The following is a 22052-nucleotide window of genomic DNA, read 5'->3' as shown; positions in this document are numbered from 1 at the left end:
GGCTTTGTGTATCTCTTTCGTTGCCTATGGAACAAGAATCAGACTGCCTGCGGCACGGCCCTCTTCGAGGAATTGCTGGGCTAGCGCAGCCTCCTCCAAAGCGTATTCGCGGGCGATCGTTGCAGCGATGCCGGATGCCAGCATTGCGACCACCGCCTCGGCTGCCGCCAGGTAGCTGGCGGTATCCGTGATGTAGGCCATGATGCTCGGATGCGTCAGCCATTTGCCCGGACGGAGCTCGTCGACTGAGACGGGCGGGATCGGTCCGCCGGCCTGTCCGATGGTTGCCACGACGCCGAGCGGACGGACGGCCCGAATGGACTTTGCGAGCATCCCGCCGCCGATGCCGTCATAGGCAACGTCAACGCCTCTGTTATCGGTCACCGTCTTCACGGCGCCAACGACATCGGCATCGCGGCCGACGATCAGGTGATCGGCGCCATATGCGTGGGCAAGCTCTGCCTTTTCCTCCGAGCTGACGGTTCCGATGACGGTGGCGCCAAGATGCTTGGCCCACGGCACGAGGATGCTTCCGAGACCTCCGGCGGCTGCATGGACGAGGACGGTGGTTCCGGGCTCGATGCGGTAGGTCTTGGTCAGCAGCATATAGGCCGTCAGCCCCTTCAGCATGGAGGCAGCGGCAACCTGTGAGGGCACGCTATCAGGCAGGCGGATGGCGCGCGCCGCCGGAAGCAGTCGTGTCGCGGCATAGGCGCCGACAGGCGCGCCAGCGTAGACAACGCGGTCGCCGGCCTTCAGGTCGGTGACCTCCCTTCCGACTGCTTCCACGACGCCGGAACCTTCGACACCGAGCACGGCGGGGTAGGCAGGCAACGGGTAGAGCCCGCGCCGGTGGTAGATGTCGAGGAAGTTCATGCCGACCGCATCATGGCGTATCCGGATTTCAGTTGCGCCCGGATCCTGCGGCGTCTGTTCCGAAACCTGTAATTGCTCGATGCCGCCCGGCGCGAGAAGTGTAACGACCCTGTCCATGAAAGCGCACTCCGATTGCTGTTGCAGCCATCATTGCGCGTGGCGTCTTGATCGAAAATTCCCTATTGATTGTCATTCAATGGGAAAAAATGAACAATGATCGATTGGGAAAGCCTTCGCTACTTTGCTGCCTTGGCGCGGGCCGGCACATTGCTCGGGGCTGCGCGTGCTCTCGGAGTCGAGCATGCGACGGTTTCCCGGCGGGTTGCCGGACTCGAGGAGCAGACGGGCGTGAAGCTGGTCGACCGGCGCGGGCGCCGCATTCTGCTGACGCCGGAAGGCGAGCGGGTGGCGGCGATGGCCGAGCGCATGGGCGAGGAGGCCGTTGCGATCGAGAGGCTGGGGCTTGCTGCCGGTGCGACGCTTGCCGGGGAGGTCAGGATCAGCGCGCCGCCAACGCTCGCTGCGGCATTGCTGCCGGCCGCACTGGTCGCGTTGCGCGGTCGGCATCCCGATATCGGCATCACGATCGTCGGCGAGACACGCTACGCCTCACTCGACCGGCGGGAGGCGGATATTGCCGTTCGCATGACGAAGCCCGAGCAGGGCAACTTCGTCATCAGCAAGCTCGGAGATGTCGCTTTCGGCTTTTATGCCACGGCTGCTTATCTTGCGGCGACGCCGGAGGAGCAAAGGACCTTCATCGCCTATGACGAAACGATGGCGAGCGCGCCGCAATCGATGCTGCTTGGCGAGGCAGCGGAGGGCCGCAAGGTGGCGCTCCGGGCAACGACGCTGGAGTTTCAGCTCGCCGCAGCGCGTGCCGGCGGCGGCATCGGCATGCTGCCGAATTTCATGCTGGCCGGCCTGGATGATCTTGTCGAAGCGATCCCTCAACCGCGCCCGCTGACGCGAGAACTGTGGCTCGTCGTCCATGCCGACATCCGCAGCGTGCCAATCGTGCGGGTTGTTATGGACGCGTTGAAGTCGATTTCGTGGTCGGGCTGATACGCCGCAGCTATCCATCAGCCCGTTCGTCCCGCATTACCAAGGGCGATAGCGCAGGTAGACGACATCGCCTTCCAGTTGCTCGACGGATATGAGCGACAAACGCGTTGCCGGCCCTGTGGGGCGATCGAACGTGGTCGGCACGTTTAGGCTGCCGTCGGCGACAGGCAGGATGAGGAGACTGATCTCGTCGATGAGCCCGGCGGACAGAAAGCTGCCGTTGATGCCGCCGCCGCCTTCGAGCAAGACAGGCCGAAATGCTTGACCTTGCCTTCGCGGATCAGCTCCCTGACGGTGCCAGCGACGTCCTCGATCGGCACGTCGGGATCGACGCGGTGCTGGTAGAAAAGATCGATGACGTCGGTGTTGAGACGCTTCAACGCCGCATCGGCGACCTCCCGGATATGGGCGGGTCGGCTATTCATACCGCTCTGAGCGCCGTCCGGGCCGAAGTTGAAGCCGAATTTGGTCGCGATAATGACCTTGTCACGGAAGGGCGCCAGCGCCTCGCCGAGCAGTGTTTCGTTCTGGTACGGACCGTAGGCCTCCGCGGTGTCGAAGAAGGTGACGCCGCGTTCGAAGGCGGCGCGGATCAGCTTGATGGCGTCCTGCGCGTCCGTCGCCGGACCGTAGCCATAGCTAAGGCCCATGCATCCGAGGCCGATGGCGGATACTTCGAGGCCGCTCGTTCCAAGTGTACGCTTCTGCACTGGTATCTCCAATGAAAGAACACAAGGGGCAAAACGCCTTCAATTGGCGGCTTTCCTTGGGTTCGGTTTCGTTTTGACCGGCGTTCTCGCCGATCGGCCAAGTCTTCCGTTCCGCGGGACAGAATGTTTCCGTCCTGCGGCTCTCGAACCATTCTCCAATGCGTGCCCTAATGCCGCTTCTGGCTTCGGTCACAGGGTGGCGTTCGGCTCCCGGTTTCCCATTCTCCTCGATGAGCGCAGCCCAGTCCTGCCGGGCTCGCTAAGTAAACATCAGGACAACCGGGATATCTCGACGCGCCTTCCGTGGGGCTTTCGCCGCGCAGCTCGTAAGCGCGCTGGTCCCGCAGGATCTGGAAGGCGATCGTCAAAAGCTTGCGCGCGATGGCAACCCGCGCCTTGTTCACTCCTCTGAACCTCAGGTGTTCATACTGGGCTCGAAGCTGCGGATCGCTGGCGATGGCAGGGGTGACGGCTTCAACAAAGGCCCAGCGCAGCCACTTGTTGCCCTGCTTGATGATCTTGCCGTGGAAGGTCTTGCCGCCGGAGGAATAGGTCGACGGCACCAGTCCGGCATAGGCGGCGAGCTTCTTCGGGTTGCGGAAGCGGCCGATATCGTCGATTTCTGCGTCGATCAGTCGGGCGAAGAACTCGCCGATGCCGGGGATCGTCTTCAACAGCTTGACGTTGGTATTGGCCTTGGTCATCGCCCGGATCGTTGCTTCCGATTGCTTGATCCGCACATCGATGTCGCCGATGAAGTCGAGGCCACGATCGATCTGGATGCGGTCGATCGGCGAGACGTTGACCTGCGCCAGCTGAACGCGTCCGGCCTTGCCAAACAGATCACCGAGCTTCTTCAACTGTGTCGTCTGCTCCGGATAACGGTCGAACACCGTGACGATGCGATTCTTCGTCATCGTGCGCAGCCGGACGTAAAACATCCGCTCGCGCAGCGCGACGCGAAGGTCTCGCGATCTCTCGCTTGGCGCCCAGGCTTCGGGCACCAGGTCGGCTCTGAGCAGATGCGCCAGCACCGTCGCATCGATCTTGTCGGTCTTGATCTTGGCGTCGGCGATCGCCTTGACCTTCCAGGGATGGGCGAGGACGACATCATCACAAATGTCGTCGAGCCAGTCGTACATCACCATCCAGTCGCGCGTCGCTTCGACAACCGCATGCGAGTTCTCGCGGTAGCGCTCCAGAAACCCGCCCAGCGACTGTCGCTCGTTCTTCACCCGGCCGGATCTCAGCGTCTTGCCATTGCTGTCCTGAACCACCAGGTGGCTATAGGATTTGTGGTAGTCGACGCCGATATGGTAATCATAAGAGGCAGTCGTGCTTCCAACTCCCTTGTTGAGATTTGCAAAACCCCAATAGGATAAGCCGAAAGGCTGGAAGTGTGACTGTCCCTCGATCATCAACTGCATCTCGGTGATCCGTTCTCTCAGCGGCCGCGGCCTCTTTCATGCCAGCTCCTCGTTTAGTTCTGGTATTGCTCGTCGGTGACCTTTTCCATCCAGTCGACCACCTTGCCGTCGCGGGCTTCGGCGATCGCAATGTGGGTCATGGCGGTGGTAGCGGAGGCACCGTGCCAGTGCTTCTCGCCCGGTTCGAACCAGACAATGTCGCCGACGCGGATCTCCTCGACCGGGCCGCCTTCGCGCTGCGCCCGACCGCTGCCTGAAATGACGATCAACGTCTGGCCGAGCGGATGGGTGTGCCAGGCCGTGCGTGCGCCCGGCTCGAAGGTCACGGTTGCGCCGCCGACGCGCGCCGGCGCTGTCGCCTGGAACGGCGCGTCGATCCGGACCGTTCCGGTGAAATAATCCACCGGTCCCTTGGCGGATGGATCGGAGCCGTTTCGCTTGATTTTCATCTCTCGTCCTTTCGTGACTTCGCAGCCCGGTGCTAGGCTGGCTGTGTCGGAGAAGAGATTTAGGGCGTTCGGTTTCTTGCGATTAGATGGTATAAATCGCAAACGCTTATGAGGGAGATTCATGAATGACGCGCCAATCGATCAACGATCTTGTGGCCTTTCTGGCCGTGGCGCGGGAAAAGAGCTTCACCAAGGCAGCGGCCAAGCTCGGCGTGTCGCAATCCGCCCTCAGCCACACGATCCGCGGGCTTGAAACCCGGCTCGGGCTTCGGCTGCTGACGCGTACGACGCGCAGCGTGTCGCCAACGGAGGCGGGCGAGCGGTTGCTGACCTCGATCGGGCCGCGCTTCGACGAGATCGAGAGCGAATTGGCAGCACTCAGCGAGTTTCGCGAGAAGCCGGCGGGCACAATCCGCATCAATGCCGGCGAGCATGCGGCCGATGCCATTCTATGGCCGGCGCTCGAAAAGCTGCTTCCGCACTATCCTGACATCAACGTCGAGATCATCGTCGACTACGGGCTGACCGACATCGTCGCCGAGCGCTACGATGCCGGCGTGCGGTTGGGCGAGCAGGTGGCGAAGGACATGATTGCGGTGCGCATCGGACCGGATATGCGGATGGCGGTGGTGGGGGCGCCAGCCTATTTCGAACAGCGACCCAAACCGGAGATACCTGCCGATCTGACCGACCATAACTGCATCAACCTGCGCCTTCCGACCTATGGCGGCGTCTATTCCTGGGAATTCGAGAAGGACGGCCGTGAATTGAAGGTGCGCGTCGAGGGGCAGCTGGTGTTCAACAATATCCAGCTCCGGTTGAACGCGGCGCTTTCGGGGCTCGGCCTGGCCTACATGCCGGAAATGCTGGTGCAGCAACATCTCTCGGCAGGCGGGCTCGTCCGGGTGCTTGAGGATTGGTGTGCGCCGTTCCACGGCTACCATCTGTATTATCCGAGCCGCCGGCAGGCCTCGCCGGCGTTTTCGCTGCTCGTCAACGCGCTTCGTTATCGCGCGTGAGCGATAGGAGCCACCCATCGGTTCGGTGCGGGTTCTTACAAGCAGCGCAGAAACTTAAATGGTGCTCTTCGCCGCGACCCCGGAAACGTATGTCTCGACGATCGCGCGGTCGTCCCCCATCGTCTGCAGCAGGAACAGCTCTTCCGGCAGCGTCTTCACCACTTCCATCTTCAGTGCCATGGCCGGGGTGGCGGCAGCATTGAGGACGACGATATCGGCGTCCGAGCCGACATCGAGCGTGCCGATCCGGTCGTCGAGCGACAGCGATCGGGCGTTGCCGAGCGTCATGTGGTAATAGCTTTCGAGCGGATTCAGGCGTTCGCCAAGCAATTGCTGGATCTTGTAAGCCTCGTCCATCGTGCGCAGCATGGAATAGCTGGAACCGCCGCCGATATCGGTCGCGACACCGATGCGCACCGACTTCTCACGGCGCGCAAGCGCCTTCAGCGGGAAGAGGCCGGAGCCGAGGAAGAGGTTCGAGGTCGGGCAGTGCACGGCGACCGAGCCTGTCTCGCTCATCGCATCGGCCTCGCGATCCGAGAGATGAATGCAGTGGCCGAAGAGCGTCCTGTCACCAAGCAGGCCGTAGCGCGCATAGACATCGGTATAATCGATCGCCTCGGGATAAAGCTCGCAGGTGAACTTGATTTCGTCGTGATTTTCCGAGAGGTGCGTCTGGATGTGCAGGTCGGGAAACTCGCGGGCGAGTGCCTGGGTGGCTTCCATCTGCGCCGGGGTCGAGGTGATCGCGAAGCGCGGTGTGATGGCGACGTGGCAGCGGCCCTTGCCATGCCATTCGGCGATGATCTGGCGGGTCTCGTCGTAGCCCATCTGAGGCGTGTCCAGCAGTCCTTGCGGGGCGTTGCGGTCCATCATCACCTTGCCGCCGACCATGCGCATCTTGCGTCTCAACGCCTCGGCGAAGAACGCATCGGCGGAGGCCTTGTGGACGGAGCAGTAGGCGACCGCCGTCGTCGTTCCGTGGCGGACGAGCTCGTCGTAGAAATGCGTGGCGATGCGCGCGGCATGGGCGCTTTCGACGAAGCGGCATTCCTCCGGGAAGGTATAGGTGTTTAGCCATTCCAGCAGGTTTGCCGCATAGGAGGCAATCACCTGCATCTGCGGGAAATGAACATGCGTGTCGATGAAACCCGGCATGATCAGATGCGGCCGATGATCGACGGCCACGACGTCGGCGGGGGCTTTTGCGCTCACCTTGTCGTAAGCGCCACAGGCAACGATGAGGCCATCCTTGATCAACAGCCCGCCATCACTCTCGTAGAGGTAGCTTCCGGTGTCGCCAAGCTCTTGCGGCGCACGCAGAAAGGTGAGCAGCCGGCCGCGGAGAAGTGTGTGTGTCATGGCGTTCTGCCCCTCTGTCGATTGTCCGAACGCGGCGGTTTTCGCGTCACGGTGCCGGCTGGGCCGCGATTGCCGCCGGCGTGGCGGCGCAGCCGTACATCGTCTTGTCCCCGAACGCCAGAACCGCGTTGAGCGGGTAGTGGCGATCGGACATGCCGTCGGAGCAATCCCCCTTGGTCAGCGTCAGCTTGAAGGGAGCCGGTCCACCGGGGACCGTCCAGCTGGCTCTTTCCTTCTTGGCCACCGGGCCTGGGTTGACGCTTTTCACGTCTTCAGCGCCGGGGCGGCTGAAGGTGATGCTGTCGGAGCGGATCCTGATCGCCCAGAAGGGTTCGGTGCCGAGGGCGTTCAGATCGCCGGAAAAATCGCCCGCGGGTGCCGCCAAGCGACCCTCCGGCGCCGCGGCATCCACGCCGCTCTGGCCGCAGGCGGTCAGCGTGGAAGCGAGAAGCAGGGCACGAAGGGCGGCTGAGGTCATTCCTGTTTGCCTTCGACTGCGCTTTCGAACCAGGCGACGAGCAGTTTGCGCTCGTCCGGGGTGATGTCGGTGACGTTGCCGGGCGGCATGGCGTGGCTGCGACCCGCCTGTATATAGATCTCGCGGGCGTGAGCGGCAATTTCCGCATCGGTTTCCAGGATCACGTTGTTCGGCGGCCGCGCCAGTCCTTCATAGACCGGCTCGGCGGCATGGCACATGGAACAGCGTGTGCCGACAAGCTGCTTGACCGCGGGAAAATGCGGGTCACCGGCGAATTGCTGGAAGGCGGGCGCGACAGCCTGCGCCTCCTTCTCGCCGGTCAGCACCTTCGGCGCCGTCGACAGCCACATGATCAGGATGAAGAGGATGAGGGTGACGATCCAGGTCCAGGTCGGGCGTCCCTTGCGGGCATGCGTCGTGTTGAACCAGTGGCGGATGGTGACGCCCATCAGGAAGACGAGGGCGGCGATCACCCAGTTGTAGGCGGTGCCAAACGCCAGCGGATAGTGGTTCGACAGCATGAAGAAGATGACGGGCAGCGTCAGGTAGTTGTTGTGGAGCGAGCGCTGCTTGGCGATCGCGCCGTACTTCGCATCGGGCGTGCGCCCGGCGATCAGGTCGGCGACGACGATCTTCTGGTTCGGGATGATGATCATGAAGACGTTGGCCGACATGATCGTTGCCGTGAAGGCGCCGAGATGCAGGAAGGCGGCGCGGCCGGTGAAGAGCTGCGTGTAGCCCCAGCCCATGAAGACGATCACGGCGTAAAGCACGACCATCAGGCCCCAGGTGTTCTTGCCGAGCGGCGACTTGCACAGCAGGTCGTAAACGATCCAGCCGACGGCCAACGAGGCGAGCGAGATCAGGATCGCCACCGGGGCGTTGATGTCGAGCACATGGCGGTCGATGAGGAAGAGGTCGGCGCCGCCGTAATAGACGATGCAGAGCATCAGAAAGCCCGATAGCCAGGTAAAGTAGCTTTCGTACTTGAACCAGGTCAGGTGCTCCGGCATCTGCGCCGGGGCCACGAGATACTTTTGGATATGATAGAAGCCGCCGCCGTGAACCTGCCATTCCTCGCCATAGGCGCCCGGCGGAAGATGCGGCCGTTTCACCAAACCGAGATCGAGTGCAATGAAATAAAAGGACGAGCCGATCCAGGCAATCGCGGTGATGACGTGGAACCAGCGGGCCGCAAAGGCCAGCCATTCCCACGCTATGGCGTATTCATACATGGAGTTCCCCTGTTCTTCAGTCTCGCCACATTGCAGAAAGTCGCGCGCGGAGGAAAGGGGATAAGGCGCCAGCCGGGGCTCTAACGTGTACACCGCAGCGTCGCCCACGGTAACGAATTTTTGAAAATGCTTCATGCGAGTGGACTGCACATGCGACGCTTTCAGCGCCTGAGGCCATGATTTCATGTTCGGCAATCAGGTCGAGCGCGTATTCTCCGCAGGCCTACCTGCTTTTTTTGAAGATCGAAACAACGCTCCAGCTCCCGTCGCCGGCGGCTTCAGATATGCATTCCGCCCTTATCTCGCCCTTAGACGGAAACGACAGCCTGTCCTGATAGGGGCTGCAATATGCAAACCATATCAATGATGTTGGGCGGGCTGCCAGGACGGCGAAGCTCACCGACCGCGCGCGTGTCAGGATCGTCCTCCTGCGGGATGCGTTCCTGTACATTCAACGCGCGCGAACCAAAAGAATGTATGCCAAGCCAAGATGTCGACGCTTTTGCATTGGATGCTCCCTCATGGCGGTGATCTCGCGATCATGGAGCCCGTTTGCGGACTGCTGTCCGCAAACCACGCGGAATGGTTAGGCGTCCTTGAATGGGCGGTCTGTCGAGGCCGCTTTGCAGCATGAAAAGTGGCTTGAAATGTCACGGTTCGATTACAATTTCATTTTTGAGGCCGTCGGGATGAGGTGAAAACCGCTTCATTCCGGCGGCGCATTCATCAACGGAGAAGATGCCAATGCGCAGCATTCTTGTGTGTGTGATGATTGCATTCGCGTCCTGTGTTCAGGCCCATGATGCGCCTTCAGGCTGGAGCTACGAGCCCTTCTGTTGCAACGGCGACAGCGAAACTGGAGACTGCCAGATGATCCCGCCAAAAAGCGTGGCAATTACGCCGCATGGCTATCGGGTGACGTTGTTGCCAGGCGATCACAGGCTTGTCACGCATGCGCATGTCTTCCTCCTTCCCATGGGCAAGGCAATGCGCTCCGGTGACGGCGACTACCATCTCTGCCTGTTCCCGAACGAGGATACGCCGCGCTGCTTCTACGCGCCGCAGATGGGCTATTAGCTTCCGTTGGTCGCGGCGACGTCCATTTCCTCGAGAATCCAGTTTCGAAATGCTTTGATTTTAGGAACATTGCGGCGGCTTTCCGGGTAGGCCAGCCAGTAGTCCCAATCGTTGTCGCTGCAGAGGATTGGAAAGGGCTGGAGCAGCCGACCGGCGGCAAGGTCATCGCGATAGAATGCCGGCGTCAGGATCGCCACGCCCTGCCCCGCCAGGGCAGCACTCGCCTCGAAGGATTGCGCGCCGAGCCGGCTGCGCGGTCTGCCCGCAAGGTCGGGATCGGCGACACCGGCCGCCTCGAACCATGACGTCCACCACGAGTCGCCGGCATCGATCAGTCGCAACTTGAGGAGATCGCTCGGCTGGTGGATGCCGCCGGCACTGGCCGCAAGTTCGGGGCTCAGCATCGGAGTGAAATCGATCGCCAGCAGCCGGTGGGACACGAGGCCCGGCCACTCGCCCTTGCCGCTGCGGATCGCGATGTCGGCGGGCTCCCTGGCAAAATCGATCAGCGAGTCCGATGTGATCAGACGTACGGCGGTGGCGGGATATTTGAGGTGAAACGAGCCGAGATGACGCGCCAGCCATTGCGAGGCGAAGGTCGGCGCGGAGTGAATGAGCAGCGTTTCCTCGGCTGCTCCGCGAACCGAGGCCATCGCTTCGTGCAATATGGCGAAGGCCTCCGTCACTTTGGGCGCCAGCCGTTCGCCGGCGTCGGTCAGTCTGATATGGCGCGGGCGCCGCATAAAGAGGGGCTCGCCGATATTCTCCTCCAGCAGCTTCACCTGGTAGCTGACGGCCGTCTGCGTCATGCCGAGTTCGTCGCCGGCCTTGGTGAAACTGCCAAGCCGCGCGACGGCCTCAAATACGCGCAGCGCGTTCAGGGGAAACTGCTTCGACAGCTTCATGGATAAGTTCTCTTTATGCATCCAGACGAGCGTTCGATTGGAATTTCAGCATTTATTGGCGCAATCTGCAACCCAACGGATCAGATTGTTGAGGTGATGTTATGGATTGCGCCGCTATCGTACAGGACAGGCAGGCAAGGGCTGCCGGGACTTCCAGTTGGCTGTCCGACCTTGGCCGGAGACTGCTGCGTCGGCTTTCGGGATGGGATAGGCTGGAATTCGAGGGTATGCCGGATCGCATCAAGCGCGACCTCGGTTTCATGGACGGGCGCGAGCCGCGCTACAACAGCGAGTTCCGGCGGTAAGCCGTGAGATTGGAGTGGCAGTGCCCCGAGATGCTGCCACTTCAGCCTATGCCTTCTTCATTCTCTCCACGGCCATCAACACCCGCTCGGGCGTTGCCGGTGAATCGAGCTGCGGGCAGACCTTGTAGTTGGCAACACTGGCAACGGCCATGGAAAGCGCCTCCAGCACTGAGATCGCCAGCATGAGCGGCGGTTCGCCGACGGCCTTGGAGCGGCCGATCGTGTGTTCAGTATTCTCCGACCATTCGGCAAGACGCACGTTGAAAATCTTCGGGCGATCGGAGGCGAGGGGGATCTTGTAGGTCGAAGGCGCGTGCGTGCGCAGCCGGCCCTTGTCGTCCCACCACAGTTCCTCCGTTGTCAGCCAGCCCATGCCCTGAATGAATGCGCCCTCCACCTGGCCGATATCGATCGCCGGGTTCAGCGAGCGGCCGACATCGTGCAGGATATCGGTGCGTTCGACGAGGTATTCGCCGGTGAGTGTATCAATCGAGACCTCCGAGCAGGCTGCGCCATAGGAATAGTAGTAGAACGGCGTGCCGCGGCCGGCTGCACGATCCCAATGGATCTTCGGGGTTTTATAGAATCCGGCGGCGGAAAGCTGGACGCGGGCCAAATAGGCCTGCTTGATGAAATCAGGGAAGGGGAACTCCTTGTCGCCAACCCTGACGCGATTGGGCAGGAAGACAACGTCCGTCGGAGGTACGCCCCATTTTTCGGCGGCAAAGGCAACCAGCCGTTCCTTGATCTGGCGGGCGGCATCGTAGGCCGCCATGCCGTTCAGGTCCGATCCGGAGGATGCCGCGGTGGCCGACGTGTTGGGCACCTTGCCGGTCGTCGTTGCCGTGATCTTCACATGCTCGATATCGACCTGAAAGCTGTCGGCGAGCACCTGCGCGACCTTGGTGTATAGCCCCTGGCCCATTTCGGTGCCGCCGTGGTTCAGGTGGATTGAACCATCCTGATAGACGTGGACGAGGGCGCCGGCCTGGTTGAACGCTGTCATGGTGAAGGAGATGCCGAACTTGACTGGCGTCAGCGCAATGCCTTTGCGAATGTAGCGGCTGTCGCGGTTGAACGCGATGATGGCGTTGCGGCGCGCTTGGTACTCGGCGCTTTCTTCCAGTTCGCTGACGATGCGTTCGAGGATGCTGTCTTCGACCTCTTGATGGTAGGGGGTCAACGTGCGGCCGGAGCCCGGCTGGCCGTAGAAGTTCAGCTTGCGGACGTCGAGCGGGTCCTTGCCGAGCGCATAGGCGATCTCTTCGATGAAGCGTTCAGCCCCGAGCATGCCCTGTGGCCCGCCAAAACCGCGGAAGGCGGTGTTGGACACGGTGTGGGTCTTCAGCGGCTTCGATGTCAGATGGACATGCGGATAGAAATAGCTGGAATCTGCGTGGAACAGCGCCCGGTCCGTTACAGGGCCGGAAAGATCCGAGGAGAAGCCGCAGCGCGCGGCATAGGTGGCGTCGACTGCGTGGATGCGGCCTTCGTCATCGAAGCCGATCTCGTAGTCGACAAGGAAGTCGTGGCGCTTGCCGGTTGCGGCCATGTCCTCGTCGCGATCAGGACGAAACTTGATGGCGCGCTTCAGTGTCTTGGCGGCAATCGCCGCCAGGGCGGCAAACTGGTTGCCCTGCGTCTCCTTGCCGCCGAAACCGCCGCCCATGCGGCGCACGTTCACCGTCACCGCGTTCGACGCGATATCGAGGACGTGGCCCACAATATGCTGGATCTCGCTCGGATGCTGGGTGGATGACCAGATGGCGACCTCGTCGTCCTCGCCGGGGATGGCCACGGCAATGTGGCTTTCGAGATAGAAGTGCTCCTGGCCGCCGATCCGCATCAGGCCCTTCAATCGGCGCGGGGCGTTCTCCATCTCGCCCTTGGCATCGCCGCGCTGCAAGGTCATCGGCGTGATGACGAGCGGGCTGCCATTTTCAAGCGCGCCGTCGATATCGCTCCAGTGCGGCAGGTCGCGATATTCGATCTTTGCCTTGCGGGCGGCGCGGCGGGCGATCTCGCGCGTTTCGGCAATGACGGCGAAGATCGGCTGGTTGTGAAATTCGACCTTGTGTTCGGCCAGCAGCGGCTCGTCGTGGCTGCCGTTCGAACTGACGTCATTGACGCCGGGCACGTCCTTGCCGGTGAAAACCCAGATGACACCCGGTGTCGCCTTGACCTCGGAAAGGTCCATGCTGATGATCTCGGCGTGCGCCCGGTCGGACAGGCCGAGTGCGCCATGCAGCAGGTCGGCAGGCTCGGGCAGGTCGTCGATATAGTCGGCGGTGCCGGTAACGTGCTTGTGCGCTGAATCGTGGCGCAGCGAGCCATGCATCGCGCCTGATATGATAAACTTTGGGTCGGGGAGAGTTGACTTGTCCATTTATGCCACCTCCTCGAAACGCCTCAATTCCGCCGATGTGCCTGACGTTTCCAGATAGAAACGGGTCAGAAGGTTCTTGGCGGTCAACTGACGGTATTCGGCCGTCGCGCGCCAGTCGGTCAGCGGCTGGAAGTCGGCGTCGAACTCGGCCCGGACGGTTTCGATCGTCGTCTCGCTCCAAGGCTTGCCCATGAGCGCATTCTCGACGCTGCGGGCACGCTTCGGTGTTGCGGCCATGCCCCCGAAGGCGATGCGGATGTCGTTGACGTCTCCCTCCGTATCCAGTGTCAGGTAGAAGGCGCCGAGAACCGCCGTGATGTCCTCATCGCGGCGCTTGGTGATCTTGTAGACGGCAAACTGGGTCGCCTCGGCGGGATAGGGCACGAAGATGCTCTCGACGAACTCGCCCGGTCGGCGATCCTGCTTGCCATAATCGATGAAGAAATCTTCCAGACGCAGCATGCGCGTTCCGGCCAGAGAACGCAGCTTCACCGTGGCGCCGAGGGCAATCAGTGGCGGTGGCATATCGCCGATCGGCGAACCGTTGGCGATGTTGCCGCCGATCGTGCCCATGTTGCGCACCTGATCTCCGCCGATGCGGTCGATGAGGCGGCCGAGGGTCGGCACCTTGCTGGCGATGGTTTCGAAGGCGCGGCTGTAGGTCACGCCGGCGCCGATCGTGAAGCCGCCGTCGCCAGCGGTGATCGACTGCAGATCGGTCAGATGGTTTATAAAGACGACCGGGTTCAAGGCGCGCATCTGCTTGGTCACCCAGAGGCCCACATCGGTCGATCCCGCGACGATGGTGGCGGTCGGCTCTTCGCACAGCACACGCGCCAGCGCGTCCAGCGATCCCGGCAGGACCAGCCGGCCCTCCACCGTCGTGATCGAGATCGTCTCGCTGTTCCGCATCGCCCAGAGGCGCGAGATGATATCCGAGCGGGTCTTTTCGAGCGGGTCGAAGAGTGCGCTCGGGCGGGTGCGGCTCACCTGCTCGGCGGCTTTCACGATCGGCTCGTAACCGGTGCAACGACAGAGATTGCCTTGCAGGGCTTTTTCGATGTCGGCGCGAACCGGCTTGTCGTTGGAAAGCCAGAGGCCATACATCGACATGACGAAACCCGGCGTACAGAAGCCGCATTGCGAGCCGTGGCAATCGACCATTGCCTGCTGTACCGGATGCAGCGAACCGTCCCTGGCGGCCAGATGCTCGACGGTGACGACATGGGTGGCATTCAAAGACCCCATGAAGCGAATGCAGGCGTTGACGGGTTCATAATGCAGCTTGCCGTCGATCAGCCGTCCCACAAGGACGGTGCAGGCGCCGCAATCGCCCTCCGCGCATCCTTCCTTCGTGCCGGTCAGCCGGCGCTTCAACCGGAGATAATCGAGAAGCGTCTCGGTCGGCCGGACATCGCCAAGCGTGACGTCCTCGCCATTCAGGATGAAGCGGATGCTGTCGTTCATATCGTTCCTTGGTTTTTATCTTTATTTTGAATGGTTATGCCGCGGTCCAGCCACCGTCAATCGAGATGTGGGTGCCGGTCACCTGCCGGGCTTCGTCGCTTGCGAGGTAGAGAGCCAGCGCCCCAATCTCTTCCGCCTTGACGAATTCATGCGTCGGCTGGGCCTTGAGGATCACTTCGGTCTTGACCTGCTCCTCGGTCATGCCGCGTGCCTTGGCCGTATCCGGTATCTGTTTCTCGACGAGAGGCGTCAGCACATAGCCCGGGCAGATGGCGTTCACGGTCACGCCAAATTCGGCAAGTTCCAGTGCCGCCGTCTTCGTCAGGCCCAATATACCATGCTTTGCCGCGACATAGGCGGATTTGAACGGAGAGGCGACCAAGCCGTGCGCGGAGGCGATGTTGATGATGCGTCCCTTTTTCCTCGCCTTCATCAGCGGGATCGCGGCACGCATGGTGTGAAACGAGCTGGACAGATTGATCGCGATGATCTGGTCCCACTTTTCGATCGGGAAATCCTCGATCTTCTCGACATGCTGGATGCCGGCATTGTTGACCAGCACATCGACGGAACCGCAGGTCCTCGCGGCAGTTTCGATCAGGTCCGCGATTTCAGCTGGTTTCGTCATGTCGGCCGGATGATGGATCACCTTCGCCTTCGAGGCCGATTCAAGCTTCTCGACTATCGCCTTGATTTCCTCGGGCTTTCCGAAACCGTTGATGACGACGTTGTCGCCCTTGCCGGCAAAGGCTGTCGCGATCGCAAGGCCGATGCCGCTGGTGGATCCGGTGACGACGATTGTTCTGGCCATTCTCTTCTCCTCAAGCCGTTTTGCGACGCAATAGAGTTGAGGTTATGCGCAAAGCATCACTGCTGGCAATCGCGCTGACGGCAAATCTCTTGTGTCGAAGAGGTGGCTAGGTTCTTTCATCGCCCGCCCTCCTGTCTTATTGATTTCTCCCGATAATCACGATCAGCGGGAGGACTGGCATGAGCGGATATGTTCTGGCAATCGATCAGGGGACGACATCGACGCGGGCGATCGTCTTCGATGGCCAAATGCAGATCGCCGGTGCGGGCCAGAAGGAGTTCCGCCAGATCTACCCTCGATCCGGTTGGGTGGAGCACGATCCGGAGGAAATCTGGGATTCCGTCGTCTCGACCATCAAAATGGCGATCCGTGAAGCCAGGATCCAGGCAAAGGACATCGCGGCGCTCGGCATTACCAATCAGCGCGAGACCGTCGTCGTCTGGGAACGCGAAAGCGGCAAACCGATCCACAACGCAATCGTCTGGCAGGACCGCCGCACGGCAAGTTATTGCGACAAGTTGAAAAGACAGGATCTCGAAAAGACATTCACCAAGAAGACCGGCCTTCTTCTTGATCCGTATTTCTCTGGCACCAAGCTCTCGTGGCTGCTCGCCAACGTCAAAGGTGCGCGGGCCCGCGCCGCCAAGGGCGAATTGTGCTTCGGCACCGTCGATGCCTTCCTGATCTGGCGGCTGACCGGTGGCAAGGTGTTCGCGACCGATGCGACGAACGCCTCCCGCACGTTGATGTATAACATTTCCGACAATTGCTGGGACAAGGCTCTGCTCGATATCCTGCGTGTTCCGGCGGCGATGCTGCCTGAGGTGAAGGACTGCGCCGACGATTTCGGCATTACCGAGAAAGCCATTCTTGGCGCGGAGATTCCCATCTTCGGCGTCGCCGGCGATCAGCATGCGGCGACCATCGGACAGGCCTGCTTCGAGCCCGGCATGATGAAATCGACCTACGGCACCGGCTGCTTCGCGCTGCTCAACACGGGCAGCGACATCGTGGGTTCGAAGAACCGGCTGCTGACGACGATCGCCTATCGGCTGAACGGCGAAACGACCTATGCGCTGGAAGGCTCGATCTTCATCGCGGGCGCTGCCGTGCAATGGCTTCGCGACGGGCTCGGCATCATCGATACGGCATCTCGCACCGGCGAGCTTGCCGATGCTGCCGATCCGACGCAGGAAGTCTATCTGGTTCCCGCCTTCACCGGTCTTGGCGCGCCGCATTGGGATGCGAATGCGCGCGGGGCGATCTTCGGCCTGACGCGCAACAGCGGCCCGAAGGAATTCGCCCGCGCTGCCCTCGAGGCGGTCTGCTACCAGTCCCGCGATCTGCTTGACGCCATGCACAAGGACTGGAAGGGCGGCGTGGAGAGCACCGTTCTTCGCGTCGATGGTGGCATGGTCGCCTCCGACTGGACGATGCAGCGGCTGGCAGACATTCTCGACGCGCCCGTCGACCGGCCGGTCATTCTCGAAACCACGGCGCTCGGAGCGGCATGGCTTGCCGGCAGCAGGGCCGGTGTCTGGCCGGATCGTGAAAGCTTCGCCAAGAGCTGGAAGCGCAACCATCGCTTTGAACCCGCCATGGACGAGAAGACGCGTGCGGCGAAGCTCAAGGGCTGGCGCAGCGCCGTCAAGCGCACGCTTGCGGATGCCTGACGGCGCCGTCGATCTCAGCAAACGTCCGCAAATACCGGAAGCAATTGTCTATTCCAGTATTTCGGTGGCCGCCCGGCTTATCCGATGATCGAGGAAGGTCAAACGGTTCTCCCTGATGGCCTGCAGGGCGGACACGTCGCTGCCCGCTATCTTCAGGTGCGGCAGATGCTCCCTGTAGACGAGTTCGAATATTGCGGCGCGCGTGCGCGGATCGACAGGATTTTCTTCGTGGACGGGTAGGTCCGCATGGATCGAGGGACGGCCCGTGGCTTGATCTATGCGCGTGAAGTAGATGGGCTTGCTGTTGATCCGCGTTGTCGTTGCCGCCATATCCGCGCAGATTTCCAGTGCCTGCAGGATGGTGAACGTCTCCTGCAATGCGTGCGCCGGTATAGGGGGATCTGGCGAGGCAATGGATGTGATGGAGTGTCGCCCAATCCGTGCTCTTGTCTTGCACGACGGCGTCCACGCGGTGATCCGGGTTGATCGCGATGGCGCCGTCCTTTATCAGGAATTTCAGGAACATCCAGGAAAGCCAGGAAACAGCAGACGGTGCCCGTCATCGTCAAGGTGTCGTAGACGTTTCGCGTATCCGCCTTCCGTCAATCGTCGCACCGGCTGCTCCAGCTTCCTTCCAAGCAGCGAATTGCAGTCCTTGCAGCAGGGGAAGGTGTGGCGATCGTATCGCCGACCATGGTATTCGTGGGGCACAGTGATCTCCTTGTCGTAAAGGTCGTACTTCCGCAGAATCCATTTGGGCAGGACGTGTTCCCGGTTGACCACCTTGCTCTCGAGGGCTTCGCAACAAATTAGGCACCGTGTCTTTTTGTTGATGAGATCGATGAAGGTGTCGGTGTCGATGTAGACCTTGGGGTCATTCAAATACGGTGAGGGCGTCATGTCCTTGTCTCCCGTCGGATCGATGCGGATAATATGCACCGAGTTTCCGGTCGCATCGCGCCAAACTGCGGCGCTCTAAGACTTGCCTGTTCAGCCGCGGAGGAGTTGGCATGGTTACAGTCACGGTGGAGTTGCGGAATGTCGAGGGCACGCAGGCGGCGATGGGATGGGCAGGTTCGCACACCGTCGTTGTCGATCGTCCCGAGGGTAAGGCCGGCGGGCAGGGGCTCGGGTTCAATGGCGCGCAGCTTCTGGCATTGGCGCTCGGCGGTTGCTTCTGCAACGACCTGCGCTACGCCGCTGACGAGATGGGCGTCTCACTTGGGAAGATCGCAATCTCGGTCATCCTGGAGCTCGAGGGCAAGCCGATCATTGCGAAATCGGCGGTGATGAAAGTCGCTTGCCATGGGCAAGACGGCACCAGCGCCGAGCAGGTGGTCGAGCGGGCGAAGGCGATCTGTATGGTCAGCAATTCGCTGCGCCGCGGCGTGGCAGTTTCCATCGAGCCCGCCGCCTAGCTCCTGAGATTGCGGCCATTCAGGCGGGCACGGCCTGCCGTTGCCGCCGCGTCGGCGGCGTGTAGAGCCAGCCGGCACAGCTGCGATCGGCGATTGCCCTGATCGCAAGCGATAGGCCGATCGCAAAGACGACCACCAGCGGCGCGGTGATGTAGCCGCTTGCCGCATTGCTTCCAACGATCGTGGCAGCCAGGGCGACCACCAGTGACACGATCATCACATGGGTCACGTAGACCGGCAGCGTGTTGCGCCCGAAATAGGCGAAGGCATGGCGCACCGATTGCAAACGCGACATCAGTACGGCCGTCCCGCATAGCCACGCAAGACCGGCGATCGAGGAGACCAGCGCCCAGCTACCTTTCTCGATCGCCTGCAGTCTCCAGCGCAGCACGTAGAGCGCGGCGAAGATGAGCAAGCCCGCACAAGCCGTCAGCAGCGGCCGCTCCGTGATCGCGTTGACCACCGGCTTCCCGTACCAGCAGCCGAATAGGAAAAAGACGAAATACTGCAGCACGTTGCGGTGGGTGAAGAGATCGATCGACAGGTGCTCGCCGAAGGTCAGGATCGAGATCATTGCGGCAATTGCGATTGTGGTCGGGCGGCGGATGGGGGAGAGAAGCTTCGTCGCGACCATGAAGATGGCGAGCGCCCAGATGAACCAGATGCCGGTGTTTGGCGCCCACCACATTTCGAGCAATTGATAGGGGTCGCTTCCTTCGGTCGGCACCAGAACGTTCGTCTGCACGTAACGGAAGAACAGCCAGCGCGCGGTGTTCCAGATCGCGAAGAGATAGACGAGCTGCCAGATCTTACGGCGCAGGAAGTCGCCCCACGAGGCACGCATCGCCGAGGCAGCCAGGAAGCCGGAAACCGTAAAGAACAATGGCATCCGGATCGGCGTCATGATGCTGCTAAGGCGCGCATAGAGGTCAGGGGCCATGTCGTGGACGTCGTGGTAGAGGAGGGTGTGGTAGATCACCACAAGAATGATGGACATACCCTTGGCGATATCCAGCCAATCGATGCGGGTTTTCTGCTGCAATGACCGCCCTCCGATTTGTGCAGTGCAGCGAAATAGATAGGCCAAATACGTCAAAAACGAGGGGTGCGGCGAAATTTGCACCGCGAGCGTGCATTCGCGGAGAGCCAGATGCCGCCAAATCGCTGCGTCAGCGATGCAACCACGGCGTCGCGGTGCTCCAGAAGATGATGTCGGCGCCGAGATAGTCACCGGCAAAGGCAACGAACTCGTCCTTGGTGAACGGCTTCTTCGTCTTCGGATTTCTGTAGGTCAAGGTTGGCTCCTGAACCGCGAGGCCGACGAAGGCGAGCTTGCCCTTGTATTTGTTGAAGAAAGGATAGGAATTCTTCATCTGGGCCTTGCGGTAGGGGACGATATCAGGTCCGCCGAGGCCGACGCCATTTTTCGCCGCGAACTCGAAAAGCCGCCCCATGTAATTGTGGTCGTTCTCCCATTCGCAGGGCCAGAAATTGACGTACTGAACGACCTTGCTCTTGTTGAAGGCCTTGCGGGCGAAGGCAAGATTTTCCATCTCGCCCTGGAAGTAGGCGTCGCAGCTGTAGCCTTCCGGCTCGTGTTTCGGATCGAGATCGATGGCGGTCTCCGGTAGATTGACGCCATAGACGTCGCCGTCGAATTTTTCGGCAAGGGCTGCGAGCAGCGCCTGGTAGCGTTGGCGTAGCGCCGGGTTCCACTGCTGCGCCACCCAGCCGGAGCCGACTGGCTTGCTCTCGCCGGGGTTGTCGAACTGCGCCGTGATGCCGCCACCATACTCCTTGCCCGTCATCAGATAGTCGGGAACGTTTGCTGCCTTCGGTTCGAAGAAACGGTCCTGGATCTGGATGAAAAGCTTCTTGTTCAGGCCTTTGATGACGGCAAGATCGGCCTTGATCGCAGAGAAATCATATTGATCCTTCGCCGTCTCGAGTTGGCGCCAGTTGTAGACGATCTGCGCGCCACCAATGTCGGGCCGGCTGAGAAGCGGGCGTGCCGCATCCAGATCGCCAGAGCTCGTATAGATGAAGTTCTCCGGCGCGGACGCGGCAAGAACGCCGTCGTCGAGGCAAGCGAGGAGCGCAAAGGCGGCAAGCAGGCGGAAAGCGGGTTTCACGATTGTCTCGGAAGTATGACGTTTGAGATTGCCGAGCAATTCCGACCAAAGGTGGCGGCTTGATGGCGCGGACCGAATGCAAGCCACAGTTGGCGGGCGACACCCACCGTGCTTCGATCGCGACCCTCTGTTCGGCAAATGACCGGTTGAGATGGCGGCCAGCAATGGTTATGTGGTGCCAACCGCAAGCGGCCCCCAGCAAACACAAGGCGCATCCTGGCATGATCCCCGATTTCCTCGTCACCCATTCCGGTGGCTTCCATGCCGACGAAGTGCTGTCCAGCGTCATCCTGACCCGGCTTTTCCCGCAAGCCCGCCTGATCCGCAGCAGGGCGTCGGAGTGGATCACGCCGGGCGCGGACCGCATCATCTATGACGTCGGTGGCGGATATGACGCCTCCGCGCGCATTTTCGATCACCATCAGCGTGGCGCGCCCCTGCGCGAGGGTGGGCAGCCCTACAGCTCGTTCGGTCTGATCTGGAAGCACTACGGCCGCGACTACCTCGTCGCCGCCGGCGTTCCGGAGGCAAACATCGAGGCGGTGCATGCCGCCTTCGATCTAAGCTTCGTGCTGCCGGTCGATCTCACGGACAACGGTGTGCTCAGCCCGTCGGGCCCACTGGCCGGGCTGACGCTGCCGGCCCTGCTGGAAACCTTGAAGCCGGCTTTCGACGAGACGGATCCGGAGGCCGAAGATCGCGGATTCCAAAACGCCGTCGCCATTGCCCGCAGTTTCGTCGAGGCGAAGATTGCCAAAGGCGCTGCCAAATTGCGGGCCGAAGCGCTGGTCTTTCAGGCAATCGAGCGTGCCGGTCAAGCGCGCGTTCTGGAACTTCCAACAGGAATGCCTTTCCGTCCCGCCATCGTGAAGGCAGGCGCCGACCACCTGCTGTTTGTCGTTCATCCGCGGGAAAAGGATTGGTGCGTGACCGGCATTCGACGCGCGGAAGAGGGGTTCGAGCTGCGGGCAGATCTGCCCGCAGCCTGGGCCGGCCTGACCAATGGCGATCTTGAGGCCGCTTGCGGCGTGGCGGGCGCAACGTTCTGCCATAACGGCCGCTTCGTCGCCGCCGCCAAGACCCGCCAGGCCGCGTTGGCCATGGCGGAGTTGGCAGTGCAGGAGGCCGTTGCCGTCGGGTCAGGCCGAACAGATGGGGCTGAGGTAGCGTAGCGCTCTCCAGTCCCGGCAGTGTTCAGCCAGGACGGCTGCGTCGCGGACGGCCGTCTGTTTTGCCTTACGCCGCATTCGCCACGCC

Annotated in this window: 21 protein-coding genes and 2 pseudogenes; 7 read left to right on the top strand and 16 right to left on the bottom strand. The window is 61.5% G+C overall.

Going from position 1 to position 22052, the window contains the following annotated elements; translation table 11 throughout:
• Positions 1-24: 24 nt before the first annotated feature.
• A complete protein-coding gene (locus tag LPU83_RS53360) occupies positions 25-993 on the bottom strand; it encodes a quinone oxidoreductase family protein (RefSeq protein WP_024317688.1) in 969 nt (322 codons plus the stop codon).
• Between the two features lie 96 nt (positions 994-1089).
• Between LPU83_RS53360 and LPU83_RS53355 the strand changes: the two genes are divergently transcribed.
• On the top strand, positions 1090-1941 hold the full coding sequence (locus tag LPU83_RS53355; RefSeq protein ID WP_024317689.1) for a LysR family transcriptional regulator: 852 nt from the start codon (positions 1090-1092) through the stop codon (positions 1939-1941).
• A gap of 36 nt (positions 1942-1977) precedes the next feature.
• On the opposite strand, the gene LPU83_RS53350 is transcribed toward LPU83_RS53355, so the two are convergent.
• The 4 genes and pseudogenes from LPU83_RS53350 to LPU83_RS53335 form a co-directional block, all read right to left on the bottom strand.
• Positions 1978-2187 (bottom strand): dihydrofolate reductase family protein, encoded by a 210-nt coding sequence (locus LPU83_RS53350; protein WP_225039709.1) that lies wholly within the window; start codon positions 2185-2187, stop codon positions 1978-1980.
• Positions 2124-2651 (bottom strand): annotated as a pseudogene (locus LPU83_RS53345) (aldo/keto reductase); the annotation flags it as partial. The pseudogene LPU83_RS53345 and the gene LPU83_RS53350, both read right to left, overlap by 64 nt.
• 270 nt (positions 2652-2921) lie before the next feature.
• Positions 2922-4078, bottom strand: a pseudogene (locus tag LPU83_RS53340) (IS110 family RNA-guided transposase).
• Between the two features lie 53 nt (positions 4079-4131).
• Complete coding sequence (locus LPU83_RS53335) at positions 4132-4527, bottom strand: (R)-mandelonitrile lyase (protein ID WP_024313976.1); 396 nt, start codon at positions 4525-4527, stop codon at positions 4132-4134.
• Between the two features lie 125 nt (positions 4528-4652).
• On the opposite strand from LPU83_RS53335, the gene LPU83_RS53330 reads away from it, so the two are divergent.
• Positions 4653-5546: a LysR family transcriptional regulator gene (locus LPU83_RS53330; protein WP_024313975.1), complete on the top strand. Its 894-nt coding sequence runs from the start codon at positions 4653-4655 to the stop codon at positions 5544-5546.
• A gap of 54 nt (positions 5547-5600) precedes the next feature.
• Here the strand turns inward: LPU83_RS53330 and guaD are convergent, their stop codons facing one another.
• From guaD to LPU83_RS53315, 3 genes are read right to left on the bottom strand one after another with little or no spacing between them, the layout of a single operon-like run.
• A complete protein-coding gene (gene guaD, locus LPU83_RS53325) occupies positions 5601-6908 on the bottom strand; it encodes a guanine deaminase (RefSeq protein ID WP_024313974.1) in 1308 nt (435 codons plus the stop codon).
• Between the two features lie 46 nt (positions 6909-6954).
• A complete protein-coding gene (locus LPU83_RS53320; protein ID WP_024313973.1) occupies positions 6955-7386 on the bottom strand; it encodes a COG3650 family protein in 432 nt (143 codons plus the stop codon).
• Positions 7383-8621: a urate hydroxylase PuuD gene (locus tag LPU83_RS53315; protein ID WP_024313972.1), complete on the bottom strand. Its 1239-nt coding sequence runs from the start codon at positions 8619-8621 to the stop codon at positions 7383-7385. Before LPU83_RS53315 ends, LPU83_RS53320 begins: the two co-directional genes overlap by 4 nt.
• Before the next feature lie 744 nt (positions 8622-9365).
• On the opposite strand from LPU83_RS53315, the gene LPU83_RS53310 reads away from it, so the two are divergent.
• Positions 9366-9698 (top strand): hypothetical protein, encoded by a 333-nt coding sequence (locus LPU83_RS53310; protein ID WP_024313971.1) that lies wholly within the window; start codon positions 9366-9368, stop codon positions 9696-9698.
• Here LPU83_RS53310 and LPU83_RS53305 read toward each other — a convergent pair.
• Positions 9695-10603: a LysR substrate-binding domain-containing protein gene (locus LPU83_RS53305; RefSeq protein ID WP_024313970.1), complete on the bottom strand. Its 909-nt coding sequence runs from the start codon at positions 10601-10603 to the stop codon at positions 9695-9697. The two genes, LPU83_RS53310 and LPU83_RS53305, sit on opposite strands and share 4 nt — an antisense overlap.
• Positions 10604-10704: 101 nt before the next feature.
• Between LPU83_RS53305 and LPU83_RS53300 the strand changes: the two genes are divergently transcribed.
• Complete coding sequence (locus LPU83_RS53300) at positions 10705-10908, top strand: hypothetical protein (RefSeq protein ID WP_024313969.1); 204 nt, start codon at positions 10705-10707, stop codon at positions 10906-10908.
• Between the two features lie 46 nt (positions 10909-10954).
• On the opposite strand, the gene xdhB is transcribed toward LPU83_RS53300, so the two are convergent.
• Genes xdhB through LPU83_RS53285 form a run of 3 tightly spaced genes read right to left on the bottom strand, consistent with a single transcriptional unit; the run spans position 10955 to position 15572 of the window.
• The gene (xdhB, locus tag LPU83_RS53295; protein WP_024313968.1) at positions 10955-13294 is read right to left on the bottom strand and encodes a xanthine dehydrogenase molybdopterin binding subunit; all 2340 of its coding nucleotides are present in this window, start codon (positions 13292-13294) and stop codon (positions 10955-10957) included.
• Positions 13295-14761 carry a xanthine dehydrogenase small subunit gene (gene xdhA / locus LPU83_RS53290; protein WP_024313967.1) on the bottom strand — a complete coding sequence of 489 codons (1467 nt, stop codon included), beginning with the start codon at positions 14759-14761 and terminating at the stop codon, positions 13295-13297.
• Positions 14762-14795: 34 nt separating this feature from the next.
• On the bottom strand, positions 14796-15572 hold the full coding sequence (locus LPU83_RS53285) for a 3-hydroxybutyrate dehydrogenase (protein ID WP_024313966.1): 777 nt from the start codon (positions 15570-15572) through the stop codon (positions 14796-14798).
• Between the two features lie 179 nt (positions 15573-15751).
• On the opposite strand from LPU83_RS53285, the gene glpK reads away from it, so the two are divergent.
• Positions 15752-17245 (top strand): glycerol kinase GlpK, encoded by a 1494-nt coding sequence (gene glpK, locus LPU83_RS53280; RefSeq protein ID WP_024313965.1) that lies wholly within the window; start codon positions 15752-15754, stop codon positions 17243-17245.
• A gap of 48 nt (positions 17246-17293) precedes the next feature.
• On the opposite strand, the gene LPU83_RS74195 is transcribed toward glpK, so the two are convergent.
• Positions 17294-17623 carry a hypothetical protein gene (locus LPU83_RS74195; protein WP_024313964.1) on the bottom strand — a complete coding sequence of 110 codons (330 nt, stop codon included), beginning with the start codon at positions 17621-17623 and terminating at the stop codon, positions 17294-17296.
• 138 nt (positions 17624-17761) lie between these two features.
• Positions 17762-18184: a hypothetical protein gene (locus LPU83_RS74190; RefSeq protein WP_024313963.1), complete on the bottom strand. Its 423-nt coding sequence runs from the start codon at positions 18182-18184 to the stop codon at positions 17762-17764.
• Positions 18185-18255: 71 nt separating this feature from the next.
• On the opposite strand from LPU83_RS74190, the gene LPU83_RS53270 reads away from it, so the two are divergent.
• Positions 18256-18663 (top strand): OsmC family protein, encoded by a 408-nt coding sequence (locus tag LPU83_RS53270; RefSeq protein ID WP_024313962.1) that lies wholly within the window; start codon positions 18256-18258, stop codon positions 18661-18663.
• A gap of 19 nt (positions 18664-18682) precedes the next feature.
• Here LPU83_RS53270 and LPU83_RS53265 read toward each other — a convergent pair whose 3' ends face one another.
• Both LPU83_RS53265 and LPU83_RS53260 read right to left on the bottom strand, forming a co-directional pair.
• A complete protein-coding gene (locus LPU83_RS53265) occupies positions 18683-19705 on the bottom strand; it encodes an acyltransferase family protein (protein ID WP_024313961.1) in 1023 nt (340 codons plus the stop codon).
• A gap of 127 nt (positions 19706-19832) precedes the next feature.
• A complete protein-coding gene (locus tag LPU83_RS53260) occupies positions 19833-20795 on the bottom strand; it encodes a hypothetical protein (protein ID WP_024313960.1) in 963 nt (320 codons plus the stop codon).
• A gap of 221 nt (positions 20796-21016) precedes the next feature.
• Between LPU83_RS53260 and LPU83_RS53255 the strand changes: the two genes are divergently transcribed.
• Positions 21017-21967: an MYG1 family protein gene (locus tag LPU83_RS53255; protein WP_024313959.1), complete on the top strand. Its 951-nt coding sequence runs from the start codon at positions 21017-21019 to the stop codon at positions 21965-21967.
• The last annotated feature ends 85 nt before the right edge of the window (positions 21968-22052 follow it).

Origin of the sequence: Rhizobium favelukesii, assembly GCF_000577275.2 — a bacterium.
GTDB lineage: Bacteria > Pseudomonadota > Alphaproteobacteria > Rhizobiales > Rhizobiaceae > Rhizobium > Rhizobium favelukesii.
This window is presented reverse-complemented; position numbering and strand designations above follow the sequence as displayed.